Consider the following 23,843-nt stretch of genomic DNA (forward strand, 5'->3'; position numbering starts at 1 on the left):
TTTTAAGAAACAAGCTCACCAATTCCAGCTAACCATCTGGAACGGTAGGAAGAAAGATCCTGGTCAAGCGGCTCTACCCGGCTCAACGATCCTTGCGGCTTCAGGCTGGGATCGATCAGGCGGAGCGCGCCGAAGGACACGTCATTATGGGCGTTGGCGGTATAGACCTCCATATCGGGCCGCAAGGAAGCCAGCGCCCGCACGAACACTTCGGCATCGGCAAAGCGTCCCTCGACCAGCAGCCGGTCTCGCGATCCAATCAGGTCCAGCATCGTGTCGGCAACCAGCGCAGCGTAGAGGCAAACCGCCGCCCGCCGCTGATACCAGTCGTCTGGGCGCTCCGTCCAATTGCCGGAACCGGCGGGGTAGGGGCCAAAGCCGGGCGCGAGCGTCGGCAGCAGCATCGCTCCGGACTTCAGCACTTCCGGAACCGCCGCAATCAAGGCCGGCTGATCGGGCTTGATGTCGACCCGGCGCGTGTCAAATTCGATCACCGTCTCGATTTCCCGGCCGCCCATGAAGCGGGCTGATGGAACGGCGCTGCCATAGGCGTCGACATTGACCAGGCAATCCCGCCCTTCGGCAAGGCTGCTCGTTGCCAGCGCTTCCTGGGGCAGGCGCATGGCGATGAACCAGGTGCCGGTAGAGAGGATGGTTGAATCGCCCTGCGCGATCTCATCAAAGCCGCGCGCCGCCAGCAGCGCCGCGTTGGAATCATGCAGCCCGGCAAGTACGCGAACGTCGGCAGAAAGGCCGGTGCGGACCGCAAGATCGGGCCGCAGCGTACCGATGCTGTCCGCCGCCTTCACCAGCGGTGCGAAGCGTTCAGCCCAGCCCATCCGCTCGGCCAGCGGAGAGAAGCGGCCAGTATCCGGCGTCCAAAGATCGCTATGGCAACCAAGGCTCGTCACCTCGGTGGCCGCCGTGCCTGACAGGAACCAGCCCCAATATTGCGCCCAGGGCAGCAACGTTGCTGCCGCCATTTCGGCCGGGTAGAGGCGATCGAGCCAGAACAGCTGAGATCCGATGTTCAGGCCATCGGGCAGGGCGGGGGAACCTGTGACCGCAAAGGCGTCGCGCTCCTTGCGGTAGGCGCTCATGATGTCGTCCGGAATGGACTGTTCATAATCGATCGGCGGAAAAGCCAGCTTGCCATCGGTCAGGGCAGCGACGCCTGCACCATGGGCTACGGGCACGATCACTTCGACATTGCTGGAGGCGTAGCGTGAAAGTGATTCGACGAGCCAGCCGCCGATGCCGTCCGTGTCGAGGCGGCGGATGCCGTCCTGCGTTCGCACCTCGTTCGGGCGCACCTGACGGTCCAGAATCCGGCCGTCGCGCGACCATAGGGACACTTTGCTCAGCGTCTTGCCGATATCGACGATAATGGCAAAGCCGAGGTTCAGTTCGTCCTCCCGCATGAAAATTTTCTCATCTTGTTTGATCGAATATGATCGATTAATAACGCAAAGGATTGATTGAGGAAAGCGCAAATGATAATAGGAGCGCCATGAACATGCAAAATCCCGTCTCGTCCTCGGCACTTCCCTTTGCCGTTCCTTCCAGCCGCTGGGATGACGGCGTCGCCGCGACTCTCAGCCCCGCCGAACTGCTTCTTTACCGGTCGAATCTGCTCGGTTCGGACCTGACTGTGACCAATTTCGGCGGCGGCAATACCTCCGCCAAGATCGTGGAAACCGATCCCCTGACGGGTGAGAAGGTGGAAGTGCTCTGGGTCAAGGGCTCGGGCGGCGACATCGGATCAATGAAACTCGACGGCTTTTCAACGCTCTACCAGGAAAAGCTGCTAGGCCTTGAGAAGCATTATGGCGGCCCGGACGACGATGACAAGATGGTCGGCTACCTGCCCCACTGCACGTTCAACCTCAATCCCCGCGCCGCGTCGATCGACACTCCGCTGCATTCGCTACTTCCTTTTGCACATGTCGATCACGTCCACCCCGACGCCATCATCGCGCTCGCAGCTTCTTCGGGTGGCGAAGCCGCAACCAAGGAAATCTGGGGCGGCAAGATCGGCTGGCTGCCCTGGAAGCGTCCCGGCTACACGCTCGGCGTCCAGTTGCGTGACTTCGTCAGGGCAAATCCCGGCGTCGAAGGGGTCATGCTTGCGGGTCACGGCATCATCTGCTGGGCCGACACCGCCAAGTCCTGCTACGAACATACCGTTCAGCTGATCGCGGACGCCGCCGAATATCTGAACGCAAAGTTGGCTGAAAAGCCAGCCTTCGGTGGTCAGGTGGTTGCGCCCAATACGGACCGTGCAGCGATCGCCGCTGACCTGATGCCGCGTCTGCGTGGCCTGATGACCGGCGCGCGCGTCAAGGTCGGACATTATTCCGACGACGCCGAAGCTTTGGAATTTGTGGGTTCAGCCGATTTCCTGCGCCTCGCCGCGCTGGGCACGTCCTGTCCCGATCATTTCCTGCGCACGAAGATCGCACCGCTGCCGCTCGATCCCGCAAAGCTGCAGGACGACGCTTATCTCGCTGACCAGATCGCGGCCTATCGCGATCTCTATGCCGCCTATTATGAGCGGTGCAAGCGGTCCAATTCGCCCGCCATGCGCGACGCGAACCCGATCGTGATCCTCGTGCCGGGCGTCGGGCGTATCACCTTTGCCGGTGACAAAACCACTGCACGTCTGGCCGGAGAGTTCTACGGCAACGCCATCAACGTGATGCGCGGCGCCGAGGCGATCGGCGAATATATCGCGCTCGATGAGCAGGAAGCATTCGACATCGAATATTGGCTGCTGGAGGAAGCAAAGCTCCAGCGCATGCCAAAGCCCAAGCCGCTGGTCGGCAAGATCGCACTGGTGACGGGCGGCGCGGGCGGCATCGGTGCCGCGACCGCCGCGCGGCTGCTGGCGGATGGCGCTTGCGTAATGCTCGCCGATCGCGATGCCAATGCGATCGAAGAGGTTCGCTCAGGTTTCGCCAAGCAGTTCGGCAAGGATGTTATCCGCGCCGCCGTCTGCGACGTGACCGATGAAGCGCAAGTCCAGGCCGCATTCGACGATTGCGCCCGCGAATTTGGTGGTCTCGATATTCTGGTCGCCAATGCAGGCATCGCTTCCTCGGCTCCGATCGAGGAGACCACGGTCGCGCTGTGGCGCAAGAATTACGACGTGCTGGCAGAAGGCTATTTCCTCACCGCCCGCGCTGCCTTCCCGCTGATGAAGCGGATGAAGGAACAGGGCGGCGCGTCGATCGTGTTCATCGGCTCGAAGAACGGCGTTGCCGCCGCGACCAACGCGTCGGCCTATGCATCGGCCAAGGCTGCCGCCAACCATCTGGCGCGGTGCCTGGCGCTGGAGGGCGCACCCTTCGGCATCCGCGTCAACACGGTGAACCCCGACGCAGTGATCAAGGGCAGCAAAATCTGGGACGGCGACTGGCGCAAGGAACGCGCTGGCGCACATGGGATCGACTCCGGCAAGGAACTGGAGGAACATTACCGCCAGCGCTCGATGTTGAAGCGCGACGTGCTGCCGTCCGACATCGCCGAGGCGGTTTACTTCCTGGCTGGCGACATGTCGGCCAAGTCGACCGGCAACATGATCAATGTCGATGCGGGCAATGCCCAGGCGTTCACGCGCTGATCGGCAACGGAGAGGTTATTATCATGAGCAACCTACCCATTTCCGCGGAACTGATCGCGGAAGCCAACGCCCGCGATGCGGACGCGCTGGACGAAGATTATGCCGCGCTCGGCCGCAAGCTGTCGCGCACCGGCATCGACATCGAAGCAATCAAGGATCGGGTGGCGGGCTTTTCCGTCGCCGTGCCCAGCTGGGGCGCGGGACGGGGCGGCACGCGCTTCGCCAAGTTCCCGATCGCTGGCGAGCCGACCAACATCCATGAGAAGCTGGAAGATTGCGCCGTCATCAACCAGTTGAGCCGCGTGACACCGCGCGTGTCGCCGCATTTCCCTTGGGACAAGGTGAGCGATTACAAGGGTTTGCGCGAGGAAGCTCAGAGCCTTGGCCTGGGTTTCGATGCCGTCAATTCCAACACCTTCCAGGATCAGGCCGGGCAGGCGCAGACCTACGCCACCGGATCGCTGTCCTCTACCGTGGAAGCGACGCGCCAGCAGGCAGTTGAGCATAATATCGAGTGCATCGAGATCGGCCGTCAGTTGGGTTCGACTGACCTGACCGTTTGGGTCGGCGATGGCACGAACTTCCCGGGTCAGCAGGATCTGGGCCGCAGCCTGGACCGCTATCTGGAAGCTGCCGCACAGGTTTATGCCGCGCTGCCCGACGACTGGCGAATGCTGCTGGAACATAAGATGTTCGAGCCCGCCTTTTACTCGACGGTCATCTCTGACTGGGGTTCATCGATCCTCGCCGCGCAGGAACTTGGCCCCAAGGCGAAGTGCCTCGTTGACCTTGGCCACCACGCGCCCAACGTCAATATCGAACAGATCGTGGCGCGCCTGCATCGCTTCGGCAAGCTGGGCGGCTTCCACTTCAACGATAGCAAATATGGCGACGACGATCTAGATAGCGGTTCGATCAATCCGCACCAGCTCTTCCTCGTCTTCAACGAACTGGTGGAGGCAGAACTGCACCCGCGCGACGGGTTCAACCCCAGTTACATGATCGACCAGTCGCACAATGTGACTGACCCGATTGAATCCATGCTGTCATCGGCGGAAACGATCACGGCCTGCTTTGCCAAGGCACTGCTGGTCGATCGCGAAGCGCTGCATGCGGCGCAGGAAACCAACGATACGATGATGGCGTTCCAGGCGCTGCGTCGCGCTTATAATGTCGATGTGGCGCCGATCATCGCCAAGGCGCGACTGGAAGCTGGCGGCGCGATCGACGTGCTGTCGACTTATCGGGCCAGCTTGTGGCGTGAGCGCAAGGCGCAGGAGCGCAAGCCTGTAGGCCTCGGCGCAGGCATCGTCTAAGTTCAAGCAGATTTGGGGCGCTGGCAATATTGTCAGCGCCCTTATCCCCCTCTGCTATTTAACATAATCCATATTATCGATCGATCTCGTTTGTAAAACGATCTGGCTTTTCATACCTCACGCAGCAATTGTCTCTCTTCGACGCGCCTCCTCCAGCGCTTCGTGATTGTCGCCGATCCAGTCGCAGATCCCGCTTACCGTTCCCAGGAAGCTTCGGCCTAAATCCGTCAGCCGATATTCCACGCTTGGCGGCATCGTCGGCAGCACCTCGCGTGAGACCATTCCGAAGCGCTCAAGTTCGCGCAGGGTCTGCGTCAGCATTTTGGAGCTGATCGGTGCGGCGCATCGCTTGAGATCAGAAAAGCGCATCGCGCCCTCTCCCAAACGATAAGTGACAAGCATTGTCCATTTGTTTCCGACAAGCTCTAGAATCTCGAGGGCAGTCTGGGGGTTCACTCTGGTATCCATAAGATACCTAATACCCGATCGGTGCCTTGTTGCAAATCGAAACTCGAATCGATACCTCTCCGGATCAAGAGGCGCGGCGCGCCCATGGAGAGGACCTATCATGAAAATTCTAGTCGTCGGCGGCACCGGTATGATCGGTGGTCATGCAGCCCTTCATCTTGCTTCCAAGGGTCATGATGTCACGGTTTCAGGCCGCAAGCCTCCCCAACAAAGCACAGAACTTTCTCGCATGCCGTTCCTTCAGGGCGATTATGTGGAGGGCAGCTTCACAGGGCAGGGTCTAGCGGGATTTGACGCAATCATCTTTGCAGCGGGCAATGATATTCGTCATGTTCCCGAAGGCACTGATTATGACGCCCACGTCTATCGCGCCAATGCAGAGGCCGTGCCGCAGTTCGCAGCGCTGGCCAAGCAGGCCGGGGTGCGCCACTTCATTCATGTTGGCAGCTTCTACCCCCACGTCGCGCCGGAACTGGTGGAAAGGAGCGTCTATGTTCGTGCCCGCAAAATGGCGACAGACGGCATTGCCGCGCTGGCGAATGAAAGCTTCCATGTCGTCAGTGTGGATGCGCCCTTCGTCGTCGGCACCGTCCCCGGCATGAGCCTGCCGATGTTCGAGGCCTATACCCGCTATGCCGAAGGACAACTCGGCATTCCGCCCTTTGGCCCTGCTGGCGTAACCAACTTCATTTCGACCCAGTCCTTGTCTGAAGCGATCGAAGCCGCGCTGGAACGAGGAGAAAATGGCAAGGCCTATCTCGTCGGTGACGAAAATCTGAGCTTCGCCAATTACTTCAAGCTGTTCTTCCAGGCTGCTGGTAACGACGTCGATGTACCTTCGCTCGACCAGGAACATCCGATGCTTCCCGATGTCGCGATCTTCACCGGGCGCGGCAATGTCGTGCAATATGAGCCTGACGCGCAAACGATGGCTGACCTGACGTATCGCCGCAATGATGTCGCTCGTGCGGTGAAGGAAGTTGTTGACCAGTTTCGGTCAGTTAAATGAGCGCCGCTCCGCTTGCGGGTATGACAGCAGTCGTCACTGGCGGCAGCGGTGGGATCGGTACTGCCTGCGCCAGGGCCTTGGCGGCTGATGGCGCCCGCGTGCTCATCATGGGCCGCAGGGAAGAGGCGCTTGAGGCAGCACGCAGCCGGATCATCGCGGACCTACCCGATGCGCAGATCGCTGTCTTCGCTGGCGATGCCTTATCCGAAAAGGATGTCGGGGATGCTCTGGCGAAAGCCTATGCCCTGGCCGATCGGCTCGACATATTGGTTCCGGCTGTCGGCGGTGGCGGCTTTGCGCCCTTCCTGTCGAGCAGCGTCGCGGATTTGCGCCGGGATCTCGACCTCAACATCACTAGCGCGTTCATCGCTATGCAGCTCGGGGCGAAATTGATGCGAGAGCGAGGGTCGATCATATGCATATCGTCGACCGCCGCGACACTCCCCTTCCCCGCGCTTGCGACCTATTGCGCGAGCAAGGCGGGGCTCGAAGGCTTGATCCGCACCGTGGCGGATGAACTGGGAGCGCTCGGAATTCGTGTCAATGCGGTGCGTCCGGGACTGACCCGCAGCGACGCGACCAGGGATATGTTCGCCAGCCCAGCAGTCATTGACCGCTTTTTGGAGCAGACGCCGCTGAAGCGGACGGGAGAACCGGAAGATATAGCAGCCGCGGTGGCCTATCTCGCAAGCCCTGCTGCATCCTGGGTCACCGGCCAGTCTTTCGCTGTCGATGGCGGGCAGGAATTGCGGCGCAATCCCGATCTGTTGGGCGCGGCGTGATCAACGCATGAATGAAAGCAAGGATTGGATGATGCTGGATTTTACGGGCAAGTCGGTTTTGGTGACCGGAGGAGGAGCGGGTATCGGGCGCGCCTGCGCCGAGGCTTTTGCGCGACAGGGTGCGCGGGTTTTCATAGCGGAAATCGATCCGGAGCGCGGTGCCGGTTTCACGGCGGGCACGGCCATTCAGTGCGATGTTACGAATCCGGAACAAGTTGAGGCGCTGGCCGGAAGATTGGAGCAGGAGACAGGCGGGAAGCTCGATATTCTTGTCAACAATGTCGGGCATTTCCTTCATTCCAGACCGTTTTCTGATCTCAGCGGGAATGAGATTCAGGACATTATCGGCGTCAACCTGATCAGCCTCATGCAAGTGACCAACCGCCTGCTGCCGCTGCTTAAAGCGGCGGCACCGGGCGGTTCGATTATCAACATCACCTCGATCGAGGCCTATCGCGGCATTCCCAACTGCGCCGTCTATGCTGCCGCCAAGTCGGGCATCACCGGCTTTACCAAGAGCCTGGCCCTCGAACTCGCGCCGCTCGGCATTCGGGTCAACGACATCGCACCTGAAACCACGAATACGCCGCAGACGCCGATCGACTATATGGTGCCGCCGGAAAATCGCGAGCATGTCGAAAGATGGGTCCCGCTCGGACGCTTTGGCCATCCTGATGATTGCGCTGGCGCTGCCCTCTACCTCGCCAGCCCGCTGGCGTCCTGGGTGACGGGCACGGCGATCCATGTGGATGGCGGTTCATTGGCGGCGGCGGGGTGGATTCGCGACGTCAAAGGCGTCTGGACCAACATGCCGATCGTCACCGGCAATGGCATGAACCTGTGAGCGGCGCCATGAACAGACTGGCGGATGAAGCGGCGCTGCGGCGCACAGCCAGTCTTTATGCCCAAGGAGCCGATCGCAAGGACAAGCAATTGTGGCGATCCGTGCTGGCGGAAGACTGTCGGATCGAAGGCCCCGGCTTCGTGACCGAAGGGCTGGATGCGACGCTGCAATCCATCGATGGGCTAGGGCAGATGTTCCGATCGACCTTTCACAAGGTCCATAATCAGATGGTTATGATTGAAGGCGACAGGGCGAGCGGAGAAACCTATTGCACCGCCGATCATCTCCTCAATGACGCGGATCAACTGCTGCGCTGGACGATCCGCTATGTGGATGAGTGGCGCCGCGACGGCGAGGACTGGCGGTTCACGCGCCGCAAGCTGGAGCTGCTTTGGGAGGAGACGGTTCCCGTCACCGTCCGCCAAGGTTGATGTAGCTGCCAGTTTCATTTGGCAGCAATCACGATCGCGCTACACTGCCGCAAACGGCCGGATCATCTGACGCACCGTCGGCGTTAAGGGTCTGAGCAAAAAAGTGGAACGCGATGAGCGACAGACGTGCCTGCATAAACGCCATCGGCTGCGCCGTTCCTGATCAGGATGTGCACGTCGCTTTCATCAACTGGGCCAGCCGCCAGATCGCGGATGAACGGGCGCGCAGCCTTTTCACCCGGATGGCGGAACGGAGCGGCATCAACCATCGCTGGTCGGTCCTGCCGCCAGTCGATGCGAGTGGGTCGCCGGTCGATCCCGGCGGCTTCTATGCGGATGCCATGCCTTCGACATCGAAGCGCATGCAACTTTACCACCGCTTCGCGCCGCCGCTGGCCCTGCGTGCGATCGAAGACCTGCGCGCCAGGACAGCGCTGGACGGCATCACTCATCTCGTGGTGGCAAGCTGTACCGGCTTCGTAGCGCCCGGCATCGATCAGATCATCGCGGATGCGCTTGGCCTGTCGGGTGTCGAGCGGACGCTGGTCGGCTTCATGGGCTGCTACGCGGCAGTCGCGGCGTTGCGGACGGCGCGGCATATCGTCCGATCGGAGCCACAAGCTCGCGTGCTGGTCGTCACGGTCGAACTATCCTCCCTTCATCTGCAGCCCGAGCAGCAGGTCGAAAGATTGCTGATGATGCTGCAATTCGGCGACGGCGCGGCGGCCGCCCTGGTCAGCGCGGAAGATCATGGTTTTGCCATGGATGCGCCCTTTGCGATCAACCTGGAAGCCTCTGCCGACCTCATTCGCTGGGAAATCGGCGACACTGGGTTTGTGATGCACCTGTCGGGCGAAGTTCCGTCGCGTATTCAGGCAGCGCTGCGGGACGATGGCATAAGAGAGAAGATCTGCGGTTCGTCCGATCCAGCGTCGATCGGGAACTGGGCGGTTCATGCCGGAGGCCGATCGATATTGGATGCGGTGCAGAATGGCCTGGATCTGGGGCCTGATGCCCTGTCGGTCTCGCGCGGGGTACTCGGCCGGAACGGCAATATGTCATCCGCCACATTGATGTTCATCCTCCATGACCTGCTTCAGCAGGAGCGGCGCGGCAATGGCGTCGCGCTTGCCTTTGGCCCCGGCGTCGCTGCCGAGGGTTTCCGCTTTTCCAGAGCAGGCTGATGCCGGAAACGCTGATCATCGGCGGCGGTCCTGCTGGCTCGGCAGCCGCCATCACGCTGGCGCAGGCGGGCATGCGGCCGCAGTTGATCGAGCGCCACCGGACGGCCCCGGCTGGCGTGTGCGGCGGCTTTCTGGGCTGGGATGCCATTGCGGGACTGGAGGAACTGGGAGTCGATCCCTGGAAGCTTGGAGCGCGGCCTATCACACGGTTCCGGCTGGCCACGGCCAAACGCTGCATTGAAGCCTCCCTGCCTGCAACGGCTGCCGGAATTTCCCGCCGCACCCTGGACGACGCATTGATCGAAGCTGCCGGAAATGCTGGTGCTCTCGTCAGCCGGGGCCGAACCGTACGGGCCATCGATCCGGACACACGCACGGTGCGCTTCGACAATGGCCAGGGCAGCGCGGCCGACGCTGTTTTCATCAGCGTGGGCAAGCATGAGTTGCGGGGCGTTGGACGCGATTTTTCATCTTCGTCCGTCGGTTTGCGAACCAGCCTCCCCCCGTCCCACATCCTGCATGATGCTTTGGAGGGCATGGTGGAATTGCACCTGTTCGACCGGGGCTATGCGGGGCTGCTGTTGCAGGAGGATGGATCGGCCAATCTCTGTCTGTCAGTCAGCCGGGAGAGGTTGACCGAAGCGGGCAGCGTTCCCGCGCTGATCGATCAATTACGGCAGGAGGCACCGCTGCTGAAGGCGCGGTTGGAGGGTGCGTCCTCCCGCTTCGACGCGGTAGCGGGCGTCCCCTATGGCTGGCGTGCGAGCGTGACGCACAAGGGCATCTTTCGTACCGGCGATCAGAGCGCCGTCATCGCATCACTCGCAGGCGACGGCATCGCCATAGCATTGGCCAGCGGGACGAGCGCCGCCCGGGCGATGGTGACGGGGGGACCTGATGCCGCCCCGGCATGGCAGCGCGCGTGGCGCAGGCAGTGCGGCATGCCCGTTGGCATCGCCGAAGCGCTGCGCCACAGCGCCGCCGCGCCGCTTCCGCGAAGCCTGCTCATGACGGTGCTGAATCGCGCGCCAGCGCTAGGAACGAGCGCAGCCGCATTCACCCGGATCAGGAGAGTGTGAGCGGCTCTTCCCTCACCCGCTCGACACACAGGCGAAAGGCGAAGCGGCGCGCGATGCGCACCTGATCGGCCGTGATGCCCGCCTCCGCCAGCGATCCGATCCAGTCGGCACGGCGGAAGGAGCGGGCGATCGAAAGCTGGCCATCCTCACGCACGATCCGGTGGACGCGCAGCAGCCGGGCCAGGATGGGATAGCCCCAATGGGCAAAGCCATGGCGGTGCAGATCACAGATCAGCCAGCCCATCCGCGCCTTCGCTTCCATATGATGGAGAAAGGTCATCAGCTGTGCATCGGTCATGTGATGCGTGACCTGGCTGGAGATGATGAAGTCGAAGGATTCAGGCTGGTCCTGATAATCTCCTGCTCGATAGTCGATGGATAGCTCGGGAGGCGTCGCGCTCCGAGCCGCCGCCAAGCTCTTTTCGTTGAGGTCCACGCCGACAAGCAGGGCATCGATGCCCTGCTTGCGCGCCCAGCGCGCTATCGCGCGGAGGACATCGCCATCGCCGAACCCGACATCAAGCAGGCGGAACTGCCTGGCGCTTCCCACCGCCCGCCGGAGGAAGGCGATGCTTGGCCAGGCCGTGAAGGTCCAGCGGTTCACCCGAGCGAGATCGTGCAGCACCCGCTCATATATGGCGGGGTCAAGGTCAGGCGCGTCCATCTGCTCTTCCTGACGCGATCTTGTGCTTAGGTCGGCCATGGTTCATTCACTCCCCTCACCCTCCTACACCGGGAACGGGGTTGATGCGCCAGACTTTTGGGATCACCGCGAAGGTGAGATGATGGGAGAATGACGATGTTGGCGGCTGCCCTGCTCATGCTGGCATCTTCGGCTGCGGCTCCTGCTGCCGACGTGACCGGGCTTTGGCTGACGGACGATGGCAAAGGGCTCGTCCGGATCGCGCCTTGCGGCGCAAAGCTGTGCGGGAGGATCGTCAAGGTGCTGGACACAGGGCCTGATGTCCCAAGGACCGATGTGCATAATCCTGATCCGCGCCTTCGCACGCGTCCTTTGGCGGGGCTGCTCACGCTGTGGGATTTCACCCGGTCGGGATCGGGCTGGACAGGAGGGCGGGCCTATGATCCCAAGAGCGGGAAAAGCTATCGCTCGTCGCTTGCGAGAAACCCGGACGGGTCGCTGAAGCTCACCGGCTGCGTGCTTTTCATCTGTGAATCGCGGCGCTGGACGCGAGGCGGCTAGATCGCCTCCCACTGAAATATCCCATAGCGCATCGCCCCCGTTCGCAGGGCGAGGATGAGGCGCGGCAGGCTCAATATGAAGTCGCGGCTGGTGGTGGCCCGGCTGAGCGCAAGCTGGCGGATGCGGCGGTCGCTGAACAGGCTCTGCGAAAAGAGCGCGAGGCAGATCGACCAGGTGCGCCGGACCTCCCGGCTGATGTCCTGATAATCCATCAGGCGAAATCCGGCGGCGGAGGCCCACTCCAGATAGTCTTGCCGGCTCCCCATGCTCGGCAGCCTGCCCTCGCGGCAGATCGGCAGCAGCAGGTGCCGCACTTGCCAGGCAGGAACGGCCTCTCCTTCCAGCCAGGCGCACACGATCAGTCGGCCGCCCGGGCGCAATATCCGCCGGGCTTGCCCGAAGAAGCGCGGCTTGCTCGTCATATGTTCCGAGCTTTCGATGGCATAGGCGCCGTCGAATGATCCCGGATCGAGGCCGTTGTCGAGCCAGTCCCGCAGCAGGCAAGTGAAACGGGGCGAGCGGGCGCTCCCGATCCTGTGCTGCGCGGCCGAAAGGGTCAGGCCGGTGATCGACACGTCATGGCGGGCCAACAGATCGGCTGCGGTCGCGCCATAGCCGCAGCCGATGTCGCAGAGCCTTTGCCCAGGCTCGATGCCAAGCCTCCGCTCCACTTCGGCCACCAGCTGCCCAGCCGCCTGCTCCGGCGTCTCGTCGCCTCGGCGCCAATAGCCATGATGGACATGGTCTCCCCAGATGCGGCGATAGGCGAGGTCTAGCTCGTCATAATGAAGGGCGACGCTGGCCGTGTCTGACGGTTGATCAGGGACGATCATGCCGGTCAGGGCACCGGCCGGTCTGCATGCGTCGTCGTGAGAAAAGAAGGATAGAGCAGCGTCACCGAAGCCGCCGCTATGATGATCAGCGCCGCGATCAGCGCGAAGCCGCTATTCACCCTGCCCCTGTTGCGCGCGTAGAGCACCAGGCCCAGCAAGGCCGCGGCGATCAGGATGATGATGGCAGTAAGACCTGTTAGCGACATCGATCACACTCCTAAGGTGGGAAGATCAGCTCGCCGGGATCGCAAACACTGCAATCACCGAGCAGCCAGTTCGTTCCGGCTTGCATCTGCGGGATCGGCGGCCGCGGAGGGAGGAACCTGGGCATCTGACGTTCGGGATGCCGGGTCCGGCGCCCTGAGGCTGGTATAGGCGATCAGCGCAACGAGGGCCAGACACGCAGCCACGATCGCCCACAGCCATCGCTTGGCACTGCGCCTTTGTCGTCGCTCTGGATCGCGGGGCATTGTCTCACCTTTCCATACGTCGGCGCGCGGATGATCGGGCGAAAGGTCCTGATGTCCTAACCTGGGTAAGTGATCGAAGCGGATCAGCGGCTTTGCCCACGCGTTTCCTCAATCGAACGACGGGCGAACCAGTTCCCGGCTGATGAGGATGACTATTATGAATGACCGCAACGCATTTCTTCAGGGGCAGGGCTCTCCGATCAAGGACGATGCTGCGCCGCCCGAACAGGGATGGCGCGGGGAACGATCGGCCAATGAGGTGGCGGGCGCGCAATCGCAACGGCGCCATATCCCAGGCGTAGGGCCCGAAGTGGAGGAGATTTCCGGCACCGCCTTTGCCGAGGCGCAGGGGCTCGATCAGGATCCCAAGGATGAGGACGGGGAAGAAAAGCGGACCTTGCCTGAATCAGGATCGCGGGGCGAGCAAGGCGGCGATGGCGTCAGCGATCTCAGCATGGCGGGGAGCAGCCCGGGTGGCGAAAGCGCCGGAGCCCCCTACCCGCACGGCCGCCGCAAGACCGGCAATGATCCGGGCAGCATCATGGGCCATGGCGGGCAGAGCGAGATCGACTATCACGGTCCCGGCCATCTCGGATCGACCAATACGGGCGACGACGACAATCGCAACGGCGTCGCCGAAAAGGATGACTGACGGGCTCATCCACAATAGCCAAGTCCGGCTAGGCGGGCGGTTCGGCAATCGGGCCGAACCCCCCTTGCCTTCGCGGCGCGATAGGCAGAACATCGCTCCCTTACATAGACCGTCTTGCCCGACAAAGATGGATGAGGAGAGCAAGGATGAGCGGCACTCAATCGCGCTCCATTGCGCTGATCGGCCCCGCCGGCGCGGGTAAAACCAGCCTCGCTGAAGCATTGTTGCACATCAGCGGGGCTATCACGCGACAGGGATCGGTAGAGGCAGGCACCAGCGTCGGCGACGCGAGTCCGGAAGCGCGCGAGCGGGGAAGCTCCACCGAAATCAACTTCATGCAGTTCGAATGGATGGGCGATCCCTTCTCGCTTATCGACATCCCCGGCTCCCCGAGCTTTGCGGACGATGCGGCCATCGCGCTCAACGCTGCCGATCTGGCCATCGTCGTCATCGATCCAGACCCGGCGCGAGCGCCCCTGGCAGAGCCCGTCCTGCGCAAGCTCGAACGTGCAGGCGTCCCGCACGCGCTATTCGTCAACAAGATCGAGCAGGCCCGGGGCAGCATCCAGGAATTGCTTTCCGCCCTCTCGCCAATGAGCGCCGCCGCCCTGGTCGCGCGGCAGATCCCCATAAGGTCGGGCGACCGGGTGGATGGGTTCGTCGATCTCGCGCTGGAACGCGCCTATCATTATGAGGCAGGCAAGCCATCGCAACAGATCGCCCTGACCGAAGAACTGAAGGCTGATGAAAGCGACGCGCGCTTCCATATGCTGGAGCAGCTTGCCGACCATGACGACATCCTGCTCGAACAGCTTCTTTCGGATGAGCAGCCAAGCCTCCAGACCATCTTCGCCGATCTGGCGCAGGAGACGGCGAGCGGCCTGATCGTGCCGGTGCTGTTCGGCTCCGCCGCCAACGGCTTCGGCATCCGCAGGCTGCTCAAGATGCTGCGCCACGACACGCCTTCACCGGAGCGGACCGCCGAACGGCTTGGGATCGACGGCGCGGCGGCGCAAGTGCTGAAGATTTCCCATGCAGCCACCGTCGGTCGGCTGGCGATCGCGCGACTGTTCGGCGGAAAGCTGACAGACGGCGCGGAGTTGCAGGATAGCGCGGGCCAGACCTTGCGCGCAGGCGGCCTGTTCGCGCTTCAGGGCAGTGCCACCGCCAAGATCGCCTCCGCCGATCCCGGCGCCGTGCTGGGCATTGCAAAAGTCGATACGGCAAAGGCGGGCGATCTGATCGGCATTTCAGCAAGGCCGGGCGGCAGCGCTCTCCAAGCCGATCGCCCGGCGACCAATTGCGCCATCGCGATTGCCGCCAAGGATCACAAGGATGAGGTGCGCCTGTCCACCGCCCTCAATCGGCTGGCTGAGGAAGATCACGCCCTTCACTGGACGCAGGACGAGGCATCGCGCGAGACGCTGCTGCATGGGGTGAGCGACGAGCATCTGAACGTCGTGCTGGCTCGCCTCAGGCGCCGCTATGGCGTGGCTGTCACGGCGCAGCCACCGACGATCGCCTACCGGGAGTCGATCCGCAAACCCGTCACGCAGCGCGGACGGCACAAGAAGCAATCCGGCGGCCATGGCCAGTTTGGCGATGTGGTGCTGGAGGTGCGTCCGCTGGAGCGCGGCGAGGGCATTCGCTTCGAAGAACGGATCACGGGCGGCGCCATTCCCAAACAGTGGATACCCGCCGTTGAAAAGGGCGTCCAGGACGCCATCGCCAAAGGTCCCCTCGGCTTTCCGGTGGTGGATGTCGCGGCTATCTTGGTCGATGGCTCATTCCACAGTGTCGATAGCTCCGAGCTCGCATTCCGTACGGCAGGGCGTATCGCGATGAGCGAGGCGCTGGCCGCGGCCTCCCCCTATCTGCTGGAGCCGATCGCACATGTGACGATCATGACGCCCGGCTCGGCATCGTCCCGCATCACCTCCGCTATCGCAAGCCGGCGCGGCCAGATGCTGCGCATGACGAGCCGGGAAGGCTGGTCGGCTTGGGACGTGATCGAAGTGCTATTGCCGGAAGCAGGGCTGCAAGGGCTCGAAGCGGAGGTCCGATCCATGAGCCAGGGCATGGCTTCCTTCGAAACGCATTTCGATCATCTCGCTGAAGTGGCGCCAAAGCTCGCCAGCAGCATCGTCCAGCGCGTCAAGGAACCGGCCTGATCACGCCGGGAGATGCTGCCGTGCCCAATTGACAATGGCAGCCGTGGGCATCGCCCCGGCGTTGCGGGCAATTTCACGCCCCTTGTGCACGATGACGAGCGACGGGATGCTGCGGATCGCATAACGGGCGGCAAGATCGGCTTCCGCCTCCGTATCGACTTTTGCGAGCCGGACGCGCGGTTCCAGCTGCGCGGCGGCAGCTTCGAACGCGGGCGCCATCTGGCGACACGGCCCGCACCATCCAGCCCAGAAGTCGATAAGAAGCGGAATGTCGCTGCTTGCGGCATGCTGGGAGAAATTGCCGCTGGTGAGCGTGATCGGCCGTCCTTGAAACAAGGCCTGCTTGCACCGTCCACAGCGCCCCTCCCCCAGCCGCTCCTTCGGCACGCGATTGAGCGCGGCGCAGGAGGGGCAGCTGACGAGGAGAGGGCTGGTCATGCTGGACAGCCTTTCCGTTACGCTGCCAGCCCGCGCGAGCGGAGCAGGGCGTCGACCTCCGGTGCGCGGCCCGCAAAGGCGCGGAAGTTGTCCGCGGCCGGGCGGCTGGCACCCGCCGCCAGGATTTCCCGGCGGAACGCGCTCGCCCCGCCCCCTGGCAGATCGGCGTGCGAGAAAATCTCGAAAGCATCTGCCGACAACAGCTCAGCCCAGAGATAGGAATAATAGCCCGCCGCATATCCGCCCGCGAATATGTGACTGAAAGCATGAGCGAAGCGATTCCACTCAGGCGGACGGACGACGGCCACCGCCGCACGCACCCGGTCCAGCGTCTCGATTACACGCGCTCCCTGAGCGGGATGATAGTCGCGATGCAGCGTCAGGTCGAAGGTCGCGAACTCGATCTGGCGCAAGATTGCGAGCCCGGCCTGAAACTGACGCGCGGCGAGCAGACGATCGAACAGTGGTTCAGGCAGAGGCTCGCCTGTGTCCACATGTCCGGACAGACCGATCAGCGTGTCCTTTTCCCACGCGAAATTCTCCATGAATTGGCTGGGCAGCTCGACCGCGTCCCATTCGACGCCGGAAATTCCGCCAACCGAAGGCAGATCGACCTCCGTCAGCAAATGATGCAGCACATGACCGAACTCGTGGAACAGCGTCACCACGTCATTATGGGTGACAAGCGAGGGACGATCCCCCGCAGGCGGCGCGAAATTGGTGGTCAGATAGGCGATCGGCCGGTGGAAAGCGTCCGCGTCCCGGAACCGCGCCCGGCACACATCCATCCAGGCGCCGCCCCGCTTGCCCGCCCGAGCGAACAGATCGAGATACACGCCCGCGACGACCTCGCCGCTCGCATCCTGCACATCATAGAACAGGACATCGGGATGCCAGGTCGAAACACCGCTCCGCTCGACCAGGCGTACATCGAAAAGTCGCTCGATCAGCTTCTGCGTACCCGCAAGCACGCGTGGCAGCGGGAAATAGGCCTTCAGCGCTTCCTGATCGACGCCGTGCAAGGTCCGCCGCGTCGCTTCTGCCACATAGGAAAGATCCCAGGGATAGAGTTCGGTCAGGCCGAAATGTTCAGCGGCAAAAGCACGCGCCTCTTCCAGCTCCTTCTCGCCGACCGGGCGGGCGCGCCTGGCAAGGTCGTCAAGAAAGGCCAGCGCTTCATCCGCATCCGCCGCCATCTTGGTTTCCAGCGAATGCGCGGCGGAATCGTTGAAGCCCAATATCTGCGCGGCTTCATGCCGCAGCGCCATGATCTGTTCGATCCGATCGCTATTATCATGGCTGCGGTCGTCCGACTGATCGGACGCGCGCGTATTATGGGCGCGATAGACACGTTCCCGCAGCGCGCGATCATCGGCATGCAGCAGGATCGCCAGCACGCTTGGCTGGCGGAGGGTAATCAGCCAGCCGGGCAGGCCCTTTTCCTGCGCATAGGCGGCCAGTATCGCCTTGTCGCTTTCCGGCACCCCGGCGAGTGCCGCTTCGTCAGTGACATGCTCGCTCCATGCTTCCGTCGCGTCGAGCACGGCGTTGCCGAAGCGGGTGCTAAGGTCGCTCAGCGCCACGCCGATGTCGAGGAAGCGCTGGCGGGCTTCGCCTTCCAAGGCCACACCCGCCAGGCGGAAAGCCCTCAGCGCCAGATCGACGGCACGCTTCTGCGCAGGCGGCAGGCCGGCAAAGTCCGGCCGTGCAGCCACGCGCGCGACGGCATCATGATGCGCGCGGTTCTGCCCTGCTTCCATCAGGTAACTGGTCATCAGCGCCTGCGCCGACGCGTGGGCTTCCCGCAGTTCGGGTGTGTCCGCAACCCCTGCGAGGTGGCCGACGGGCGACCATGTCCGCGACAGCAGGAAGTCGGCCCGCTCCGCCGCCAGAATGACGCTGCCGAAATCGTCCGCCTGCCCTTCGGTGATCTGCGCGATCGCAGCGCGATGCTGCTCTATCGCCTCTTCAATCGCGGGAACCACATGGGCCGCCTTGATGGCGGCGAAGTCGGGCAGGTCGGTGTCGGCAAGGAGGGGATTGGGGGAGGTCATGGCTACTCTTGGCTGAGGTGTCCCGAAGGACTGAAGAGTTGCCTAATTGGGCGATCCCCCTCCGCTGTTCAAGCTCCCATCCTGCCCGAGAAGCTCAGCGCTCCGTGATTCCGTTGATCGCCAGCACCGACAGGGCAAGAGCCATGGTCCCGCTGCGGATCGCGGGCGCGGCGGCCGGTGCATAAAGCGGAGAGTGGTTGGTCGGCGGCGCGACACCCTTCGCCTTGTAGTCGGCCAGCTTTTCGGGCGTGTCGCCACCGATCATCAGATAGGCCGACGGAATACCGGCGGCTCCGAACTCCGAAAAATCCTCGCTTCCGGAAAAGCCGGGTGCACTCGCGGGAATGGAGACCACGCCCGGCCCGAATGCGGATTTGAGCGCAGGCGTGATCCGGGCAAGCAGCGCCGGATCATTGAGGGTGGCGGCCGCGCCATTCAGGCGCGTGATCGTCGGTTCGGGGGCGCCAGCCATCATCGAGGCGGCCTGAGCGGTTTTCTCCACGCCGTTCAGCAGCAGCTTGCGCACCTCCGGCGTGAAGGACCGCAGGCTAAGCTTCAGACGCGCTTCATCAGGAATGATGTTGCCGACCGTGCCGGATTGAAAGGCGCCGACCGTGATCACGCCAAAGGTGGCTGCATCTTTTTGGCGGCTGACCACGCTTTGCACGTCGGATACGAAATGCGCGCCCATGACGATGGGATCGATCGACGAGCTTGGCGCCGAACCATGCGCGCCCTTGCCATGGAAAATGACCTCCAGCGCGTCGGACGCCGACAGAATCACGCCTTCCTTCATCACCACCGTGCCCAGTGGCATAGCCCCGGCGATGTGGGCGGCGAGCGCATAGTCGGGCTTGGGGAAACGGGTGAACAATCCATCCTTCACCATGGCACTCGCCCCGCCCAGCACTTCCTCGGCCGGTTGCGCGACGAAGACCAGCGTGCCCTTCCATCGCTCCTTCAATGACAGCAGCGTCTGCGCCGTTCCCACCCACCAGGCCATATGCGCATCATGGCCGCAGCTATGGGCGACGAAGGTCGGCTTTCCGTCGACCACCGCCTGCGCCTTGCTGGCATAGGGAAGGCCTGTCTTCTCCTCCATGGGCAGCGCGTCCATGTCGGCGCGCACCAGCGTGACGGGACCGGGGCCATTGCGGTACACCGCGACGACCCCGGTCGTGCCGACCTTCTCAGTGACCTCGAACCCCAGCGCGCGCATCCTTGCCGCCAGCAGCTTGGCCGTCCGCTGTTCCTGGAAGCCGAGTTCGGGATGCTGGTGAAGATCCTTGTAGAGCGTTTCCAGCGCGGCGATATTCTTGTCCAGAACCGCATCGATCGCCGCCTTGCCCGGAGTGGGGGCAGTCTGCGCCAGCACGGGCGGCGCCAAGAGCAACGATAGTGACGAGATGGCTAGGCTCTTCAACATGCTGACGCGTTTCAACCGCAGTCTCCTGACAAGATAATCTGTTCTTGGACCGAAGCCGGGCAGGCTTTTCAGCCCGACTTACTGTTCAGGGCCAAGATCGGGCGCCCATGCGACCCCGTTGATATGAGCCCCGCCGTCCACGAACAGGGTGTTGCCCGTGACATAGCGGGCATCCTCGCTCGCCAGGAACAGGGCGACGCCACCGATATCCTTTTCCGGATCGCCCATGCGCCCCATCGGGTTGGCGGCGGCGGCCTGCGAAGCCTGCTCCGGCTGAAGCTCTGCAAAATGGCGGAAACTGGCGGAAGCGGCGGCCGGGCAGATGATGTTCGCGCAAATCCCATGTTGAGCCCATTCGCGCGCAGCCGAGCGCGTATAGGCGCGAAGCGCTTCCTTCCCGACATTATATTCCGCAGTGCCGATATGGGCGTTGACGCCGTTCAGCGATCCGATGTTGATCACCCTTCCCCAGCCCCGCTGGCGCATATGCGGGAATGCCGCCTCCATCGACCATTTGACGGCGTACAGGTTGAATTCCAGGCTGTCCGCGAAGATGTCGTCGCTCTTCGTCTCGATGCGGGTCATTTGGTCGCCGCGATAGGCATTGTTGACCAATATATCGATGGAGCCGAACTCCTCGACACAGGCGCCGACGATGCTCACGATCATCTCGCGGTTCCTGACGTCGCACCGCCGGAAGGCTGCCCGCGCGCCCATGTCCCGGAGGCTCGCGGCTACCGCTTCGCCTTTCTCTTCATTAATATCCGCAACCAGCACGGCAGCCCCTGCGGCGGCGAAGCGGCGGGCGATGCCTTCGCCGATGCCGTCGCCTGAGCCAGTGATGACGGCCGCCCGGCCAGCTAGTAGAGCATCAGTCATATCTCTCTCCCTGAAACGGCTCGGCACAGCCGTCATTAAAGCAACGCCTATTGTATTAACATGGTCGGGCTGGCACAGCCCATGCAAGCAAAAAAGACGTTGAGGAAGATGATGCACAAGACCGCATTGGTGACAGGCGCCACGCGTGGGATCGGCCGCGTGATCGCCCTGGCTCTCGCCCGCGCGGGATTTGAGGTTGTCGTGACCGGCCGTACGCTGACCGCCGGAACCGGTCATCATGACGCAATGGGCGGCGTCCCGATCCCAGGCAGCATCGAGGAAACGGTCGCCGAGATCGAAGCAGCGGGCGGGGCCGCCTATGGCGTGCGGCTCGACCTGGCCGATCGGGCGTCCATCGACGCCGCGGTGGAAACGGTGCTCCAGCGGTCCGGACGAATAGACCTGTTGGTCAACAACGGCATCTATCAGGGCCCTTCCATCATGCAGAAGGTCCTGGATATCGACCTGGCCGATGCCGAGCGCGCCACCGCCGGCAATTTCATCAACCAATTTCATCTCAGCCGCCTTGTGCTGAAGGCGATGATCAAGCAGGGCGGCGGCCGCATGATCTTCATGTCGACGCGCTCCTCTGTCGACCCGACCGAGACTGGCGGCGCGCTTTTCTATACCGGCCCAAAAGCGGCCTTCAACCACATCCCCGACTATATCAATTTCGAACATCGCGCCGACGGCATCAGTGCATTCCTGATCGAGCCTGCCTTCACCATGACGGACACGTTGCGATCCGCATGGGCAGATGCCGAGGCGGAGGTGGGTCTTGGCACGAAGGCCCATGATCCGCAGGAAACGGCCGACACGGTGGTGTGGTTGGCGACCAACCCCGAAGCGGTGCGCTTCGCAGGGGCGCAACTGCATAATGCGCCCGACTTCTTTGAAGATCATCAGATCTCGCCCGATTGATGCAGCACTGAGCGTGATCAGAAGCGCTTGAGCGCCAATCCTGAGAATGCTTCCTTATACCGCATGCTAATTGTCACGTCATGAAAATCCCCTGGCCAACAGCATGGATTAACAATTTGCCGCAATAGCCCGGAGGAAGCGGAACTCCACATGATCCTTCCTGTTCACTTGCTGGAGTTGGACAGGAAGGATCATATATGCAGCAGCCCCCCGAAACATCGGGCGATCTGCGCGAAGAATTGCGCGGGGACGCCCAAAAACTCACCAGCACCGCCGCTGAGCGCCTGCAAAGCGAGGCGGATGCCCGCAAGGGTCCTGCGGTAGAACAGGCCCGCTCGGTAGCCTCGGCCCTGAACAAGGCCGCCGAAGACCTGGGTAGCGGGCAAAGTCCCGGCTGGCTCAAATCGCTGTTCGAACAAGGCGCACAGCAGATCCAGCGCCTTGCCGATACAGTGGAACAAAAGGATTCCCGCCAATTGATGAGCGATCTTCGTCAGGTCGCGCGCGATAATCCCACGACCTTCCTTGCAGCCTGCGCCGCTGCCGGGTTCGCCGCAAGCCGCGTGCTTCGGTCAGAACCCACCGTGCCAAGCAGTCAAAGCTTTTCAGCGCCACAGGGTGGTTGGTCCGAGCCTCCAAGTCCAAGCGTAGGGGCGATCTGATGGCAGACACGATGAACAGAACGGCAGGCCCGCCGGTCGAGGGCGGTGCGCCATCGGGACGGGACGACAATATCGTCTCGCTTCTTAGGGACTTGACCAGTCAGGGGTCTCATCTTGCCGAACAGCAACTCGCGCTGATCAAGGCCGAAGTGCGCGAGACCGGCAATGACATGAAGAAGGCGATCGGTGCGATGGCAGGCGCGGCGGTCGTCGGCATTGCGGGCCTTGGCGTCCTGTTGATGGCCTTCGCTTATCTTCTTGCCGACGCGATCGACCATCTCGGCCTTGCGACCTTGATCGTAGGGGTCGTGACGCTGATCGTCGCCTACCTTCTTTACAGGGGCGGCGCGGCGAAGATGCGTGATGTCGATCTGGCCCCCGAACGCACCCAGCACAGCCTTGAAAGAACGCCCGCGGCCCTTCGCGGAGACCTTCACCCGGAGCATAAAAGATGACCGACACTCTCGAACGGGACCCCGATGCGATCGAGCGCGACATCCGCCGCACGCAGGAGGATATGAGCCGGACGATCGACAAGATCGGCGATCAGCTTACTCCCCGCAAGATTTTCGACGCTTTGCTGGACAAGGCGGACGAAAATAATGTCGATGCCCGCATGCTGCTCGACGGCGCGCGCCGCAATCCCATTGCCTTGGGATTGATTGCGGCAGGCACGATCTGGCTGATCAGCGACAAGGACTCCAAATTCCCCAGCCTTCCCTCCCGAAGTGGAGGGCGTGAGCAGCAGCCCCACGACCTTGACGTGCATCACCGCGATTATGTCAGCCACATGTCGGCGGTCGAGATGCGGGATGGCGAAGATTTCGCCGCCTACCAGCGCCGCCGCGATCAGGCGCGCGCCAATTACCTGATGCTGGAACGGCGTGCCGATGAAGATGACAGCAGCTTCCGCCAGCGGCTAGACGAACTGACCGACCGGTTCAGGGAGAAGCGCCATGCCTGGGCGGAAAGCTCCAGCAGGGCTGGGCAGGCAACGGCGCGCGGTGCGAGCCAGGCGGCAAGCAGAGCGCAGGATCTGTACGAAAGCAATCCGCTGGTCGGCGGCCTGATCGCCGCGGCTGTCGGCGCTGCCCTTGGTTCAGCCCTGCCGATCAGCCGGGTCGAGCAGGAAAAGCTCGGCTCCCTGGGCGAAAAGGCGCGCACGATGGCCAGCGAGCAGAAGCAAGGCCTGACAGACACATTGCGTGAAAAGAAGGACGATCTGGTCGGCCGCGTCGATGACAAGCTGCAACAGGGCGACAACACGGGAAACCAGCCCGGCAACCAATCGACGGGAGACGCCTTCCACGCCCAACATGATCAGGGAAGCGCCCGGGATTTCGGAGCGCCCAAGATCTGACGACCAGCGGACCTGGTTGGGAGTTGGCGGCGCGGGCT

At 62.7% G+C, this 23,843-nt stretch carries 24 protein-coding genes; 15 read left to right on the top strand and 9 right to left on the bottom strand.

Features of this window, described 5'->3' with window-relative positions:
• Positions 1–2: 2 nt before the first annotated feature.
• Entirely contained in the window at positions 3–1,421 is a 1,419-nt protein-coding gene (locus SPHS8_RS13400; protein ID WP_201515950.1) for an FGGY-family carbohydrate kinase, read from the bottom strand.
• An 89-nt stretch (positions 1,422–1,510) separates the two neighbouring features.
• Between SPHS8_RS13400 and SPHS8_RS13405 the strand changes: the two genes are divergently transcribed.
• Positions 1,511–3,622 carry a bifunctional rhamnulose-1-phosphate aldolase/short-chain dehydrogenase gene (locus SPHS8_RS13405; RefSeq protein WP_201515951.1) on the top strand — a complete coding sequence of 704 codons (2,112 nt, stop codon included), beginning with the start codon at positions 1,511–1,513 and terminating at the stop codon, positions 3,620–3,622.
• A 23-nt stretch (positions 3,623–3,645) separates the two neighbouring features.
• Positions 3,646–4,938, top strand: a complete 1,293-nt coding sequence (rhaI, locus tag SPHS8_RS13410; RefSeq protein WP_201515952.1) for an L-rhamnose catabolism isomerase — start codon at positions 3,646–3,648, stop codon at positions 4,936–4,938.
• Positions 4,939–5,055: 117 nt separating this feature from the next.
• Here the strand turns inward: rhaI and SPHS8_RS13415 are convergent, their stop codons facing one another.
• Entirely contained in the window at positions 5,056–5,406 is a 351-nt protein-coding gene (locus SPHS8_RS13415) for a winged helix-turn-helix transcriptional regulator (RefSeq protein ID WP_201515953.1), read from the bottom strand.
• Between the two features lie 100 nt (positions 5,407–5,506).
• On the opposite strand from SPHS8_RS13415, the gene SPHS8_RS13420 reads away from it, so the two are divergent.
• The 6 genes from SPHS8_RS13420 (at position 5,507) to SPHS8_RS13445 (ending at position 10,735) form a co-directional block, all read left to right on the top strand.
• Positions 5,507–6,415: an NAD-dependent epimerase/dehydratase family protein gene (locus SPHS8_RS13420; protein WP_201515954.1), complete on the top strand. Its 909-nt coding sequence runs from the start codon at positions 5,507–5,509 to the stop codon at positions 6,413–6,415.
• Positions 6,412–7,197, top strand: a complete 786-nt coding sequence (locus SPHS8_RS13425; protein WP_201515955.1) for an SDR family NAD(P)-dependent oxidoreductase — start codon at positions 6,412–6,414, stop codon at positions 7,195–7,197. Before SPHS8_RS13420 ends, SPHS8_RS13425 begins: the two co-directional genes overlap by 4 nt.
• Before the next feature lie 7 nt (positions 7,198–7,204).
• Positions 7,205–8,041 (top strand): SDR family NAD(P)-dependent oxidoreductase, encoded by an 837-nt coding sequence (locus tag SPHS8_RS13430; RefSeq protein ID WP_236575148.1) that lies wholly within the window; start codon positions 7,205–7,207, stop codon positions 8,039–8,041.
• A gap of 8 nt (positions 8,042–8,049) precedes the next feature.
• A complete protein-coding gene (locus SPHS8_RS13435) occupies positions 8,050–8,472 on the top strand; it encodes a nuclear transport factor 2 family protein (RefSeq protein ID WP_201515956.1) in 423 nt (140 codons plus the stop codon).
• Between the two features lie 113 nt (positions 8,473–8,585).
• Positions 8,586–9,656, top strand: a complete 1,071-nt coding sequence (locus SPHS8_RS13440) for a type III polyketide synthase (RefSeq protein WP_201515957.1) — start codon at positions 8,586–8,588, stop codon at positions 9,654–9,656.
• Positions 9,656–10,735, top strand: a complete 1,080-nt coding sequence (locus SPHS8_RS13445) for an NAD(P)/FAD-dependent oxidoreductase (RefSeq protein ID WP_201515958.1) — start codon at positions 9,656–9,658, stop codon at positions 10,733–10,735. The genes SPHS8_RS13440 and SPHS8_RS13445 overlap by 1 nt, the downstream gene beginning before the upstream one ends.
• Here SPHS8_RS13445 and SPHS8_RS13450 read toward each other — a convergent pair.
• Complete coding sequence (locus SPHS8_RS13450) at positions 10,722–11,438, bottom strand: methyltransferase domain-containing protein (protein ID WP_201515959.1); 717 nt, start codon at positions 11,436–11,438, stop codon at positions 10,722–10,724. The genes SPHS8_RS13445 and SPHS8_RS13450 overlap by 14 nt on opposite strands.
• Before the next feature lie 96 nt (positions 11,439–11,534).
• On the opposite strand from SPHS8_RS13450, the gene SPHS8_RS13455 reads away from it, so the two are divergent.
• Positions 11,535–11,939 (top strand): DUF2147 domain-containing protein, encoded by a 405-nt coding sequence (locus SPHS8_RS13455; protein ID WP_236575149.1) that lies wholly within the window; start codon positions 11,535–11,537, stop codon positions 11,937–11,939.
• Here the strand turns inward: SPHS8_RS13455 and SPHS8_RS13460 are convergent.
• On the bottom strand, positions 11,936–12,772 hold the full coding sequence (locus SPHS8_RS13460) for a class I SAM-dependent methyltransferase (protein WP_236575150.1): 837 nt from the start codon (positions 12,770–12,772) through the stop codon (positions 11,936–11,938). The genes SPHS8_RS13455 and SPHS8_RS13460 overlap by 4 nt on opposite strands.
• A 5-nt stretch (positions 12,773–12,777) precedes the next feature.
• Entirely contained in the window at positions 12,778–12,978 is a 201-nt protein-coding gene (locus SPHS8_RS13465; protein ID WP_201515961.1) for a hypothetical protein, read from the bottom strand.
• 421 nt (positions 12,979–13,399) lie between these two features.
• Here SPHS8_RS13465 and SPHS8_RS13470 point away from each other — a divergent pair, with 421 nt between their 5' ends.
• Complete coding sequence (locus SPHS8_RS13470) at positions 13,400–13,894, top strand: hypothetical protein (RefSeq protein ID WP_201515962.1); 495 nt, start codon at positions 13,400–13,402, stop codon at positions 13,892–13,894.
• 146 nt (positions 13,895–14,040) lie between these two features.
• Positions 14,041–16,065, top strand: a complete 2,025-nt coding sequence (locus tag SPHS8_RS13475) for an elongation factor G (protein WP_201515963.1) — start codon at positions 14,041–14,043, stop codon at positions 16,063–16,065.
• Here SPHS8_RS13475 and trxC read toward each other — a convergent pair whose 3' ends face one another.
• From trxC to SPHS8_RS13495, 4 genes are all read right to left on the bottom strand, one after another.
• A complete protein-coding gene (gene trxC / locus SPHS8_RS13480) occupies positions 16,066–16,503 on the bottom strand; it encodes a thioredoxin TrxC (RefSeq protein ID WP_201515964.1) in 438 nt (145 codons plus the stop codon).
• 17 nt (positions 16,504–16,520) lie between these two features.
• Positions 16,521–18,557, bottom strand: coding sequence for a M3 family metallopeptidase (locus tag SPHS8_RS13485; RefSeq protein ID WP_201515965.1), 2,037 nt, complete (start codon positions 18,555–18,557; stop codon positions 16,521–16,523).
• A gap of 94 nt (positions 18,558–18,651) precedes the next feature.
• The gene (locus SPHS8_RS13490) at positions 18,652–19,983 is read right to left on the bottom strand and encodes an amidohydrolase (RefSeq protein WP_201516148.1); all 1,332 of its coding nucleotides are present in this window, start codon (positions 19,981–19,983) and stop codon (positions 18,652–18,654) included.
• Positions 19,984–20,061: 78 nt separating this feature from the next.
• A complete protein-coding gene (locus SPHS8_RS13495; protein ID WP_201515966.1) occupies positions 20,062–20,862 on the bottom strand; it encodes an SDR family NAD(P)-dependent oxidoreductase in 801 nt (266 codons plus the stop codon).
• 108 nt (positions 20,863–20,970) lie between these two features.
• Here SPHS8_RS13495 and SPHS8_RS13500 point away from each other — a divergent pair, with 108 nt between their 5' ends.
• The 4 genes from SPHS8_RS13500 (at position 20,971) to SPHS8_RS13515 (ending at position 23,805) form a co-directional block, all read left to right on the top strand.
• Positions 20,971–21,783, top strand: a complete 813-nt coding sequence (locus SPHS8_RS13500) for an SDR family NAD(P)-dependent oxidoreductase (protein ID WP_201515967.1) — start codon at positions 20,971–20,973, stop codon at positions 21,781–21,783.
• A gap of 197 nt (positions 21,784–21,980) precedes the next feature.
• Positions 21,981–22,445, top strand: a complete 465-nt coding sequence (locus SPHS8_RS13505) for a hypothetical protein (RefSeq protein ID WP_097093517.1) — start codon at positions 21,981–21,983, stop codon at positions 22,443–22,445.
• A complete protein-coding gene (locus SPHS8_RS13510; RefSeq protein ID WP_097093518.1) occupies positions 22,445–22,900 on the top strand; it encodes a phage holin family protein in 456 nt (151 codons plus the stop codon). Before SPHS8_RS13505 ends, SPHS8_RS13510 begins: the two co-directional genes overlap by 1 nt.
• A complete protein-coding gene (locus tag SPHS8_RS13515) occupies positions 22,897–23,805 on the top strand; it encodes a DUF3618 domain-containing protein (RefSeq protein ID WP_201515968.1) in 909 nt (302 codons plus the stop codon). The genes SPHS8_RS13510 and SPHS8_RS13515 overlap by 4 nt, the downstream gene beginning before the upstream one ends.
• Positions 23,806–23,843 lie beyond the last annotated feature (38 nt).

The organism is Sphingobium sp. S6 (assembly GCF_905120495.1).
GTDB classification, from domain to species: Bacteria; Pseudomonadota; Alphaproteobacteria; order Sphingomonadales; family Sphingomonadaceae; genus Sphingobium; species Sphingobium agri.